General features: G+C 58.7%; 9 protein-coding genes and 1 pseudogene. 7 read left to right on the top strand and 3 right to left on the bottom strand.

All coding sequences use genetic code 11. From position 1 onward, the window contains the following. The first annotated feature begins 71 nt into the window (after positions 1-71). The 5 genes from C5J22_RS17935 to C5J22_RS17915 all read left to right on the top strand — a co-directional run bounded on the left by C5J22_RS17935 (position 72) and on the right by C5J22_RS17915 (position 7,304). On the top strand, positions 72-2,171 hold the full coding sequence (locus C5J22_RS17935; RefSeq protein ID WP_105439317.1) for a hydantoinase/oxoprolinase family protein: 2,100 nt from the start codon (positions 72-74) through the stop codon (positions 2,169-2,171). 13 nt (positions 2,172-2,184) lie between these two features. Further along, a complete protein-coding gene (locus tag C5J22_RS17930; RefSeq protein WP_105439316.1) occupies positions 2,185-3,999 on the top strand; it encodes a hydantoinase B/oxoprolinase family protein in 1,815 nt (604 codons plus the stop codon). A gap of 90 nt (positions 4,000-4,089) precedes the next feature. Then, positions 4,090-4,995, top strand: a complete 906-nt coding sequence (locus C5J22_RS17925) for an aminotransferase class IV (protein ID WP_105418273.1) — start codon at positions 4,090-4,092, stop codon at positions 4,993-4,995. Positions 4,996-5,076: 81 nt separating this feature from the next. Next, positions 5,077-5,847 carry an SDR family oxidoreductase gene (locus C5J22_RS17920; RefSeq protein ID WP_105439315.1) on the top strand — a complete coding sequence of 257 codons (771 nt, stop codon included), beginning with the start codon at positions 5,077-5,079 and terminating at the stop codon, positions 5,845-5,847. A 137-nt stretch (positions 5,848-5,984) separates the two neighbouring features. Next, complete coding sequence (locus tag C5J22_RS17915; protein ID WP_172746681.1) at positions 5,985-7,304, top strand: aspartate aminotransferase family protein; 1,320 nt, start codon at positions 5,985-5,987, stop codon at positions 7,302-7,304. A 317-nt stretch (positions 7,305-7,621) separates the two neighbouring features. Here C5J22_RS17915 and C5J22_RS17910 read toward each other — a convergent pair whose 3' ends face one another. Both C5J22_RS17910 and C5J22_RS17905 read right to left on the bottom strand, forming a co-directional pair. Further along, positions 7,622-8,305, bottom strand: a complete 684-nt coding sequence (locus tag C5J22_RS17910; protein ID WP_105418267.1) for a glutathione S-transferase family protein — start codon at positions 8,303-8,305, stop codon at positions 7,622-7,624. A gap of 20 nt (positions 8,306-8,325) precedes the next feature. Then, positions 8,326-8,736: a DoxX family protein gene (locus C5J22_RS17905; RefSeq protein ID WP_105418265.1), complete on the bottom strand. Its 411-nt coding sequence runs from the start codon at positions 8,734-8,736 to the stop codon at positions 8,326-8,328. An 82-nt stretch (positions 8,737-8,818) separates the two neighbouring features. Here C5J22_RS17905 and C5J22_RS17900 point away from each other — a divergent pair, with 82 nt between their 5' ends. Then, positions 8,819-9,283 (top strand): MarR family winged helix-turn-helix transcriptional regulator, encoded by a 465-nt coding sequence (locus C5J22_RS17900; RefSeq protein WP_105439497.1) that lies wholly within the window; start codon positions 8,819-8,821, stop codon positions 9,281-9,283. 449 nt (positions 9,284-9,732) lie between these two features. Next, positions 9,733-9,930: pseudogene (locus C5J22_RS31700) on the top strand (hypothetical protein); the annotation flags it as partial. A gap of 924 nt (positions 9,931-10,854) precedes the next feature. On the opposite strand, the gene C5J22_RS31255 reads toward C5J22_RS31700, so the two are convergent. Further along, positions 10,855-11,040: a hypothetical protein gene (locus C5J22_RS31255; protein ID WP_172746226.1), complete on the bottom strand. Its 186-nt coding sequence runs from the start codon at positions 11,038-11,040 to the stop codon at positions 10,855-10,857. Positions 11,041-11,898: the final 858 nt, after the last annotated feature.

The raw sequence follows: 11,898 nt of genomic DNA, 5'->3' as shown, positions 1-11,898 counted from the left end.
AACCAAACCTCCCCATGACTTTGAGCAACTGGCCGGCACATCGCCGCGCCTTAGAGAGAAGGCTTTGCTTGATGGATATCAATTCCCACGCCAAGGGCTTGAGCACGGGGCTTCGGCTTGCCTGCGACACCGGCGGCACATTCACCGATCTGGTCGTGGAGGACGGCGAAACGATTCGACTGTTCAAGGCGTCTACCACCCCGGATGATCCGGTTCGCGGCGTGCTCGATGCCTTGCAGCTCGCGGCGGATCACTACAAGCTTGACCGCGGCACATTCCTCAAACGCGCCTCCATGTTCATTCATGGCACTACCCGCGCCATCAACGCGATCATCACCCAGAAGACGGCCAAGACCGCGTTCGTAACGACAAAGGGGCACCGGGACATTCTGGTGATCCGTGAGGGCGGTCGTATCGAGCCCTTCAACTTCACCGTCGCATATCCGGAGCCATATGTACCACGCCGTTATACGTTTGAGGTCAACGAACGAATTGACGCCCGCGGCAACGTCGTCTCCGAACTCGACGAGGCCGACTTCATGGAAACGCTGAAGCGCCTGAAAGACCTGAAGGTCGAGGCAATTGGGGTCTGCCTTCTCTGGTCGGTTACGAATTCCGTCCATGAGTTGCGCATCGGCGAGTTGATCAAGCAGCACCTTCCGGATGTTCCCTTCACCCTGTCGCACCAGCTCAACCCGACACTGCGCGAATATCGCCGCGCATCGGCCACCGTCATCGATGCGTCGCTGAAGCCGTTGATGTTCCGCTATCTCGACAGCCTCACCAATCGTCTGAAGGACGCGGGGTTCGATGGGCGCACGCTGATGGTCACCTCCAGCGGTGGTATCATGGATGCGGAAGCCGTCGCACGAGCGCCGATTCACTCGATCAATTCCGGTCCGGCCATGGCACCGGTCGCCGGCCGCTACTATGCAGATCGCGATTTCGGAAACCCGATCGCCATCGTCGCGGACACAGGTGGCACCACGTTCGACGTTAGCCTCGTGCGCGACGGCCGTATTCCGTGGAGCCGGGAAACCTGGATTGGCCAGACAACGCGCGGCCATATGACTGGCTTTCCCTCAGTCGACATCAAGAGCATTGGTGCCGGCGGCGGTTCGATTGCCTGGGTCGATGACGGCGGTATCCTGCAGCTTGGTCCCCAGAGCGCTGCCTCGACGCCTGGCCCAGTCGCCTATCGCCGCGGTGGCACCGAGCCGACGGTCACCGACTGCGCCATCATTCTCGGATATATCGATCCGGACTTCTTCCTTGGCGGCGCGATGGTTCTCGATCGTGCCGGCGCGACCGAGGCTCTGCGTACCAAGGTCGCTAATCCGCTCGGCATCAGCGTCGAGGAAGCTGCGGCCTCGGTTCTCAAGCTCTCGACAGAGAAGATGGTCGGCGCTGTCGAGGAAATCACGGTCAATCAGGGTATCGATCCGGCATCTGCACTGTTGATCGGTGGCGGCGGCGCGGCCGGCCTCAATGCGGTTGCAATCGGCAAGCGCCTGCAGTGCGCTGGGGTACTGATCCCGGAAGCCGGCGCGGTGATGAGTGCTGCCGGTGCGTTGATGTCGGAGCTTTCATCCGATTACGCACAATTGAACTTCACGACCAGCGGCAAGTTCGACGGCGAGAAGATCAATACAGTGCTCGCTGAGTTGGAAGCCCGTTGCCAGAGCTTTGCGGAGGGCCCCGGTGCGAATGCGATCGAGCACAAGATCGAATTCTCGGTCGAAGCGCGTTATCCGCACCAGATCTGGGAGATTGACGTTCCCTTGCCGTCCAGCCGGATTTCCTCTGATGGCGACCTGCAGGCGCTGAAATCGGCATTCCATGAAATGCACCAGCGTATCTTCGAAATCTCCGATCCGGATTCCGAGGTCGAGTTCGTTACCTGGCGGGCGAAGGTAAGCTGCAAGCTGAAGGAGGCGACCTCAGGATCGCTACCACGTGAAGGTGGCTTCAGTGGCGGAAAGGCATCCCGGCCGGTCTATTTCAGTGAGACAGGTTGGATCGACGTCCCGGTTCACCGCTTCGAAGCGATGGCTCCCGGCAATCCGGCGCCCGGTCCTTCTATCGTCGAATCCTCATTCACCACGGTCGTCATCGATCCGCAGACCGTAGCCGAACGCACCGCCGGCGGCGGCTTGCGCGTAACATTCTAATCAGGAGTCGCACATGACCAGCTCCCCTTCGAAAAATGCTCCCGACGGTGTGCAGATGGCGATGATCTCCAGCCGCATGGAGACGATCGCCCGCAAGATGCAGAACACCATCTTCCGGACAGCACGATCCGGCATTCTCAACACCGCGCACGACTTTTCGTGCGTCGTGCTGACGGCAGATTGCCAGATGCTGTCGGCCGCAGAAAGCCTGCCGAACCACACACTGATCGGCCCGGACCTGATGTGCCAGGCTGTGCTGAAGCACCATCCCATTATGAAGCGCGGCGACTGCTTCCTGCACAACAGTCCTTATGAGGGCAATTCTCACGCCGCCGACCACTGCATGATTGTTCCGGTCGTCGATGACGGGGGCGTTTTGCGCTTCTTCGTCCTAGCGAAGGCGCATCAGGCCGATTGCGGCAACTCGCGTCCTTCCACCTATCTCGCCGACGTCAAGGACGTCTACGAGGAAGGCGCGCTGATCTTCTCGGCGACGAAGATCCAGGAAGACTACAGAACCAACCAGGACATTGTGCGCATGTGCGAGTCTCGCATCCGCGTACCGGATCAATGGTGGGGCGACTTCCTGGCGACACTCGGTTCTGTTCGTATCGGTGAACGCGAACTGCTGGCGCTCGGCGATGAACTTGGCTGGGATGCGCTGGAAGGCTACGCGTCGCGCTGGTTCGACTATTCCGAGCAGAAGATGATCCAGGCCATCTCGAAGCTGACGACGGGCAAGATCACGCTGCATTCGGCACATGACCCCTTCCTTGGCCTGCCGGACGGTATTCCGGTCAAGGTGGAGGTCGAGATCGACGCGGAAAATGCCCGCATCACGGTTGATCTCACCGACAATCCCGATTGCCAGCCCTGCGGTCTCAACCTGACCGAAGCGACCTCGAAGAGTGCTGCCATGATCGGTATCTTCAATGCGCTCCTTGATCATCGTGTGATCCCGAACTCCGGAAGCTTCCGTCGCATCGACGTGAGGCTCAGGGAAAATTGCTGCGTCGGCATTCCGCGTCATCCGGCATCCTGTTCTGTTGCAACAACCAATCTGGCCGACCACGTGACTAACCCGGTGCAGCGTGCGATTGCGGAGTTGTCAGCAGGTTACGGTCAGGCGGCTACGGGGCCGATCCAACCGCCCGGCATGGGTGTCATTTCGGGACGCGATCCGCATAACAAAGACGAGCCATTCATCAACCAGGTCCATATCGGCGTAAGCGGCGGTGCCGGTACGCCAGTCACCGACGGCTTCCTGTCGATCATCCATGCGGGTAATGCCGGCATGTGCCGTATCGACAGTGTCGAGGTTGACGAACTGCATCATCCGATCCTGATCGACGATCGGCATCTGATAGAAGATAGCGAGGGTGCCGGTACCTATCGCGGCGCCCCGTCCATCTACAGCGAATATGGCCCTTGGGGTGGGAGTGAACTGACCATTCTCTATGCCGCGGACGGCACGGTTACGCCGGCAGCCGGTACGCGAGGTGGCGGCTCGGGTGGTACCTGCCGAGCGGCCATGCGCAAGGTTGACGGGAGCGTTGTCGAGCTACCCCCATGCCATGGCATCACGCTCAAGGCGGGAGAAAAGATCATCTCGCATTCGGCAAGTGGCGGCGGCTACGGCGTGCCAACCGAGCGCGATCCGGCTCGGGTCATCCACGATCTGGCCGAAGGCTGGATCAGCCTCGAACGCGCCCGCGACGTCTACGGCGTTGCCGTCGTCGGCTCGCGCGCCACGGATGATCTGGCACTTGACCCCGTCGGAACGGAGAAATTGCGCAGCAAGGGCAGGCCGCTCGCCGCAGCGAGCTAATCAATCGAGATCCTGCTGGGACCCCTTGTCCAGCTAAGAGGCGCCAGCATCGGAGCCAAGCTAAAGGTAAATAGGTGAGGACATTCTCTCATGTCGGATTTGGACTGGAGCAGCGGCGCTGCCTATGTCGACGGTCAATATGTGCCGCTCAAGGATGCCAAGATCCCGGTGACCGAATGGGGATATCGCCGTTCCGATGTCACCTATGACGTTGTCGGCGTCTACTATGGCGTGTTCTTCCGTTTGGACGACCACGTGAAGCGTTTTCGGGCGTCGATGGAAAAGCTTCGTATGAAGCCGCAGGAAAGTGACGATCAGATTAAGGAGATCCTGACCGAGATCGTCAAACGCTCGGGTTATCGAGAGGCATATGTCGCGATGGATTGCGTTCGCTCTCGCCCACCCCGCGGCGTGCCCCTACACCCTGCTTATGGGCGCAGCTACCTTATGTGCCACGTGTTGCCTTGGGTGTGGGTCTTCACACCGGAGCAACAGGAGCGTGGCGTTCACGCGATCATCGGCACCCCCGAGCGGATTGCGCCAGAATCCTTCGATCCGACGATCAAGAATTTTCATTGGGGCGATCTCACCCGCGGTAACTTTGAGGCACATGAACAAGGTGCCGAGACCGCCATTCTGCTCGACCGCCACGGCCATATCACGGAAGGTCCAGGCTATAACGTCTTTGCGGTGTTCGAGGGCAAAGTTGTCACACCGCGCTCCGGCGCGCTCGAAGGCATTACACGCAAATCGGTAATCGAACTTTGCCAGATGCTCGGGCTTGATTGCGAGCTTCGGGATATCACGCGCGCCGAGTTTGAAAACGCCGACGAAATTTTCTGCTCAACGACAGCCGGCGGCATCATGCCGATCAGCAAGCTGGGCAGCCGCATTCTCGGAAATGGCCGACCGGGTCTGGTCTCGACCCGTCTCAAGGACACATTCTGGGAAAAGCGCAAGCAGGGCTGGCATGCCACGCCCATCGCCTATGAATAACAGCGTTCAAAGCGACTGGCCCAGGCAAGGTGGCTGCCTTGCCCGGCGAAGTACCCAATGGAAAGCGAGTGAGTAACCGCCATGCAGCAGCAATCCATTTTCGACCTCAGCGCTAAGACCGCGCTGGTAACCGGTTCAAGTCAAGGCATCGGGTTGGCGCTCGCAAGAGGGCTTGCTCAGTACGGCGCCAAAGTTATCCTCAACGGCCGGAGCAGAGAAAAACTCGCAGCCGCGCAGAACCAGCTGCGGACCGAAAACCTTCTTTGCGAGGTCTGCTCCTTCGACGTCACGGACGCACAATCGAGCGCATCCGGTATTGCTGAGATTGAGGCATCCGTCGGATCGATCGACATTCTCATCAACAATGCCGGCATGCAGTTTCGCTCACCCCTGGAAGAGTTTCCGGTTGAAAAATGGGAAGAGCTGCTGAGGACAAACGTGTCCAGCGCGTTTTACGTGAGCAGGGCTGTCGTGGCGGGCATGATCTCTCGCCGCCAGGGAAAGATCATCAATATCGCATCCGTCCAGAGCGAGCTCGCCCGTCCTGGAATTGCTCCCTATACCGCGACGAAAGGGGCCATCCGCAATTTTACCAGGGGGATGTGCACGGACTGGGCAAAGTACGGGCTGCAGATCAATGCGATCGCGCCGGGTTACTTCAAGACACCGCTCAATGAAGCTCTCGTAAAGAGTGAAGAATTCTCCGAATGGCTTCAGAAACGCACGCCAGCTGGCAGGTGGGGAGAGGTGGACGAACTTGTCGGCGCCGCGGTCTTCCTGTCCAGCCCAGCCTCCTCGTTCATCAACGGCCACACGCTCTACGTCGATGGCGGCATAACCGCCAGTCTTTGAAGTCGGAACCGACCGCCCACACCACCGTCTTTCGGAGGATGGATGTCGCTCCGGGAACGACCAACTCGAAACACAGCTCGATGAGAGCGAGGGCGCCGCAGTTGCAGACAGGTCGCCGCAAACGGAGAACGATCCAAATGACAAAACTCTCTGAAATTCACGCCGAAGCCAGCAAGTATTTCATCGGCGGTGCTTCGGCGGGACAACGTTACAACGCACCGCTCGGCCAGCCGCTCTACATCACCCGAGCCGATGGCAGCAGGTTCTGGGACGCTGATGGAAACGAGTTCATCGATTTCCACACGGGTGCGGGCGCCGCCCTATTCGGACATAACAACCCGCGTATCCGCGAGGCGATTGGCAAGGCCCTGGATGTGGGGTTCTTCATGAATTTCGATACGGAATACCACACGCAACTCGCCCGGTTGCTGCAGCACTTCTTTCCGAGTTGCGAGCGGTTCCGGTTATTGAATACTGGCGCGGAGGCAACGCAGTCTGCAATCCGGTTGGCCCGGACCTATACCGGCCGCGAGAAGGTGCTGAGATTCGAGGGCCATTTCCATGGCATGTACGAGAGCATCTGGTTTAACCATAACATGGTGAGCAATGTTGACCGGCGTGGTGAGGTGGAGACGAATGCAGATTCCGCAGGATTTCCGATCCACGCCAAGGACGGCGTCGTCAACGTGGTTTTCAATGACGTCGAGGCTTTGGAGTACGCACTAAAGAAATACAAGGGTCAGATCGCTTGTGTCATCCTGGAGCCTATCAGCTATAACTGCGGGTGCCTCCAAGCGCGGGAGGAATATCTCCGCGCCGTCCGGGAAATGTGCACCCGCGAAGATATCGTCCTAATCTTCGATGAGGTGGTCAGTGGCTTGCGGATGCGGCCGGGTAGCGCTCAGAAGTACTATGGCGTCTTACCTGACATGACTGCCATGGCGAAGGCAATCGGCGGGGGCCTCTCAATCGCGGCCGTTGGCGGCAAAAAAGAAATCATGGAGCATGTCAATCCGATCGGGAACGCCGCGGTGAGCGGGACCTATAGCGGTGCACTGATGCCAGTGCTGGCGAGTATCGCGTGCCTGACCATCGCCAGCGAAGACGGTTTCTACGATCGCATCGAGGATACCGGGAGCAAGTTGTTTACGGGTATCGACGCTCTCCTGTCCAAGCACAAGATTGCCGGCCACGTGCGTGGTCTCGGCGCTCGGTTCGGCATCTATTTTGGGGTCGAAAATTCGGAAGACGACTTCGACTTCCGCAAAGTTGCCGCATTGCAAGACAGGGCGACCTACAAGAAGTTCGTGACTGAGTGCTTGAGCCACGGGCTCTGGTTCCACGATACCGCGGGCCCGGTTTCACCTGCCCATTATGGGATCACGATAGCTCACTCGGAACGCGATGTTCAGGACACTCTCGAGCGTCTTGATACGATCTTCAAGAAGTGCGCATGAAGCCTGCGAGCCGCGTGCGACCCTGTTTGACCATTCAGGCCTTGCCGCGCAATCACACTGGAGATCGCGCGGCAACCCGCGGGCGCTTTCATTGCCGGCCGAACAGGTTTGGACGAGATAGATTATATAAAGGAATGTGAAGTCGCCGAAGCTCCAATCGCGAGATAGCGTAAAGGAACCTTGGTGACGGCCCTATCATAGGGCGAGGGGTGGCAAGGGGGAGTACTCGGTCTAGCTTTGCGCGTCGCAACTATCGCTATGCGATCGTCGACTATCGCGGGAAAACACTCTCTTTAATTGGGACTTTTGCGAATTCGTCAGGCGGTGGCTTTCAGCAGCCATGCGTCATGGTTCTTCAGGAAGGTCTTGAGACGATCAGCGTAATCATGTGTGACGGCCTCGCGGACGCTTTGGCGCGCTGCCAGTGCCTTTCGCCATGCCGTCACGCGGGGCAGCGCGTCGAACGCGCCGGTCGGCGCGATGGTGTCGAACACATCGAAATAGCGGAAGATCGGCGCAAAGACCGCATCGACCAGACTGAACGCCGCGCCGGCGAAGAATGGACCGTCGCCTAGCTCGGCTTCGACACGGCCGAACTTGTCGATCAGGGCGTTGCGCTTGGCCTCGTAGTTTTCGGAATCCTTGGCGGTCTCGAAGCCCCAGAGGTCCGAGAGGATCGATGAGCCGAATTCGATCCAGCCACGATGCCTCGCCCGCGTCAGCGGATCGACGGGATGGAGGCGCGCGCCGGGCTGCGTTTCTTCAAGATACTCGCAGATCACGGCGCTCTCGAACAGCACGATGTCCGTGCCACCGTCCTGTTCGACGATCAGCAGGGGCACTTTGCCGAGCGGGGAAATGGCAAGGAACCAGTCCGGCTTTGCGGCCAGATGGACGTAGCGGCGCGTGAACGGCACGCCCTTCTCCGTCAGGGCGATCGCGGCCCGCTGCACGTAGGGGCAGAGGTGATGGCTGATGAGGCTCAGCTTTACGTCGGACATGATGAAATCTCCTTTGTGGATCAGCGAAGGGTGGGGGACGGACGCAGCGCATAGCGGCCGTCGCCAAGCAGAAATTGCGCGACAGACAGGATGATGAGGTAAAACGGATATTCCCAGCCCCCGCGCGGTGCGGTGAACACCCATCCGTTGCCGCCATGCACCCAGATGATCGCGCCGAGAAGCGCTGGAACCAGCGCCACGGCCGCCCACCGGGCATAGATGCCAAGAACCAGCATCACCCCGCCCACGGCTTCCGCCGCAAAAGTGACGTAAGCCAGCCATCCGGGCAGGCCGATGGCCTCGAAATAGCCCGCCGTGCCGGCAAGGCCAAAGGTGCACAGTTTAAGCACGATTGAATGGGCAAGATACATCACGCCGAGGCTGACGCGCAGCAGCGTTACCCCGTCGTCGGTTAGTCGTTTCTGTGTCATGGTAGAGCCTCGGTGGATAATAGATGTAGTTGCATCTATATAGGCACTTGCCTTGTCGGTCAATATAGATGTAATTGCATTCATGTCCGATTGTTCAAATTCCAGAACGCAGCAACCCTCCCCAGCCATCACCCGGGCATGGGTCCGCCTTATGCGCGCCCAGCAGCTCGTGCTTGACGCGATTGAGAAGGATCTGAAGGCAGCCGATCTTCCATCACTTGGCTGGTACGACGTACTGCTGGAGCTGTCGCGGGCCGAGGATGGCCGCTTGCGGCCCTACGAGATCGAGGAGCGCACCCTCTTGGCGCAGCACAATCTTTCCCGGCTTCTCGACCGAATGGACAAGGCCGGTCTTGTTCAGCGCGAGGTGTTTTCCGAGGATGGCCGGGGTCGATGGGTCATTATCACCGATGCCGGCCGGGCCATGCAGGCGAGCATGTGGAATGTCTATGCGGCGGCGATTCAGCGACATCTAGGCGACAAGCTGGACGACGCCCAAGCCGATCAACTGGCCGAACTGTTGGCCGCATTGTCGCGAAATTCCTAACTTTCGCGTCAATATCGCCCCCGCTGAATTTTAGGGGGAATCTCTGTCGCGAAATTCATTCGCAAAAGCCAGAGCTTCGCGAGTGAATTATTGGTTGTCGGTCGCCGGTTCACATCCGTCCTGCCGAACCAAGATTTTGCTCTGCATAGACAATCTGTCACCAAGCGAAAATAGGAATAGCGGGGCTGTCGGTTCAGATCCCATCAAGGCGGACATCGCTGACTTTCGCAATATGGCCTGCCGAGGAAACAGAAGATCAGTCCATTGGATAGCGGCTTCGCGCCCCGCCTCCGCCATTAATCACCCTGTCTTTCATTTTGCCGTCTTCTCCGTCCTGGGGGCTACAACCACATCACTTTGGCATTTTGCAATGCTGTGAGGGGAGGACGGCAACTACCTTGTTCTGACCCCATTTTAGCAACTCTTATCCGCGCACGCCGCCGTCCGATGGATTCCTTCTGGTGTTTGGCCTTTTTACCCCGCCGGTTGCGTTCATTTTGTCCGGCCTGATAGCGTTCGCCTATTTTATCGCGCATGGCTCGGGTGGCTTCTTCCCGGTTCTCAACCATGGCGAACCCGCTATGTTGTATTGCATCGTCTTGAACGCCCTCAGGGGTTCAAAGACAACGGCCGCCGTCGTGGCATGATTTTAATAGACGCGTGATGCCGAAGGTCGGTGTGGTCATCATGTCGGGCTTCGAAATCTACTTTAGCGGGATCCCGAGGACGGCCATGAGGTTCTATTCGGCCGTTCTCATTCGCCCGCTCTACTCTGGTTATCTCCACCCGGCGGCCCGTATCTCCTTGCCAGCTGTTCATGCCTTCCGACGTTGATTCCGGCAGCGATGACGAGGCAACTCCATCGCCGAGCGGGATCCTCAGGGTGGCAAGTGCCTCAAAGGGCAGATGTAGGATGCCATGGCTAGGTTGTCGTTCTCCGCGAATAATCTGGAAGGGGCGGTCGTCACGTTGAAGGCGTGATGGGCATCGCAACAGGCTGGGCCTTCGTGATGGAATACGTGCCGGTGGTCCGGCCCCAGCACCCGATCCTGAGGTGCGCCCTTTTATAACCACCGCTCGCTAAACGAGGAATCGGCGGTTTCCTTATCTCGACGTTCGTCGGGATTGAGCCGCAAGCGTTGGCCTTTTACGCTCACTCCAGCGGGCAGGCGACACGATAGCTGCGCCAGGAATGGGCGGCAGTTGCTCGGCCTGCTTCGCTCTATAGACACGAAATAGGAGCCGGCGACGACGGCGCCTGGCAGGACTATCCCACCAGCACCAATCCCCGCTCGGCGACCAGCAATTCTTGAGTTGGTTGTCATGCCGCCGAACGTAGTTCGCCAGCAATGTCCCGGCTAGATCACCTAAAGTAGCAACGTCTATAGCTACCTTTCGGATGCCCATCGCTCTTAGTTGAACGCCAACCACGACGCTCCTGAGACTAGACAGCCGAGTACGTCCGTCTGGCGGACGCAAAACAGGAATTCGTGCTGACTGGGCGGTGTCCGGTACATCCTGATCTCCTCCCGGAAATCAAATCGACACGGGTCTCCAAATTTTCCGCAAGCCTAGTGCAGCCGTGCGGATATCGTGGCAGCGATGGCTTCCTTGAGTTCGCCGACAATCTCTTCGTAGTCGGCGATCCGTTTACAGGGTGCTGGCTCGGTCTGCCTGGCTCTCATATCCTTGATGACGTCGGTGAACATCCGGACCTGTTGCTCAAGGTCGATGCTGTCGCTCACTGATATACGCACGATGCTATTCCCCGGCTAGTTCTCCCCCAGCCGCCGAGCATGGAACCAGCATTGCTCGCAATGCACAAATCAGCTTTTCGGAGTAAGCCTCGGTCCGAGACCAACTTAGCCTAAGCAGGCTCAACTACTTCAGCGCGAAATAGATGAGGGCAATTCCCAGAATGATCGAACCGCAAATGAGAGCGGGCGCATAGACGAAATCCATGATCGGGCCTCCGGTGTTGCCGCCCTACCTAGAGCAGCTTGCCAAGGCATCCACCCCTAAAATGAGACCAAAACACAACGGTCCTACGTTAGAGGCTCGTTAGTCAGACTGAAGTCCGACGCCGGAACATGCGAGAAGCAGAGGGGTTTATCTGGCGAGTACGCGAAGCCATAGCGTCCCTGGCACCATTCAAACGGCTTCGTCAGATGGTGTGTCTCCCCTTCAAACCCGTCGCCTCACGGGCGGCGGGTTAAGCAGGTTCAAACGATAGAGTGACAGTCCGCCGGTTGAAGCCAGCGGGCTTGCTCCATCAATGGCAGTCAGAGACGATGAGCACTCGGGGCATTCGGCCTTCGCAGCCTTCTGCGCTGCTGCTTCTGTGCTACCTATGCCCGTCGCGTAGCTCGCCTTGTTGCCTATATAGGCGCCGCACTGTTCGAAGGTCGGCATGACCTCGCGCGTCGCACTACCGACGGCCTCGCATTCCTTCATGGCGTTCGAAGATGCCGCATCCGTTGGTGCGTCCGCGATTGACCTGTGCTAGGTCAGCGCCGCTCAGAGGTATGAGCAGGCTAGGGTCCGGTCTTTCTTTCCGTGCAAGAAAATTGGCCAATGTTCTCCAAGGTGTATGTGCCGAGCTCGGTTTGTCCCCT

Origin of the sequence: Neorhizobium sp. T25_13, from assembly GCF_002968675.1 — a bacterium.
GTDB classification, from domain to species: Bacteria; Pseudomonadota; Alphaproteobacteria; order Rhizobiales; family Rhizobiaceae; genus Neorhizobium; species Neorhizobium tomejilense.
Note: the sequence above shows the minus strand (reverse complement) of the source record. Positions and strands in the feature narration are given on the sequence as shown.

Excerpts from the sequence above, each read along its gene's own strand:
- C5J22_RS17935 (WP_105439317.1), top strand. The coding sequence starts at position 72 with ATGGATATCAATTCCCACGCCAAGGGCTTGAGCACGGGGCTTCGGCTT.
- C5J22_RS17925 (WP_105418273.1), top strand. The coding sequence starts at position 4,090 with ATGTCGGATTTGGACTGGAGCAGCGGCGCTGCCTATGTCGACGGTCAA.
- C5J22_RS17920 (WP_105439315.1), top strand. The coding sequence starts at position 5,077 with ATGCAGCAGCAATCCATTTTCGACCTCAGCGCTAAGACCGCGCTGGTA.
- C5J22_RS17905 (WP_105418265.1), bottom strand. The coding sequence starts at position 8,736 with ATGACACAGAAACGACTAACCGACGACGGGGTAACGCTGCTGCGCGTC.
- C5J22_RS17915 (WP_172746681.1), top strand. The coding sequence starts at position 5,985 with ATGACAAAACTCTCTGAAATTCACGCCGAAGCCAGCAAGTATTTCATC.
- C5J22_RS17930 (WP_105439316.1), top strand. The coding sequence starts at position 2,185 with ATGACCAGCTCCCCTTCGAAAAATGCTCCCGACGGTGTGCAGATGGCG.
- C5J22_RS17900 (WP_105439497.1), top strand. The coding sequence starts at position 8,819 with ATGTCCGATTGTTCAAATTCCAGAACGCAGCAACCCTCCCCAGCCATC.
- C5J22_RS17910 (WP_105418267.1), bottom strand. The coding sequence starts at position 8,305 with ATGTCCGACGTAAAGCTGAGCCTCATCAGCCATCACCTCTGCCCCTAC.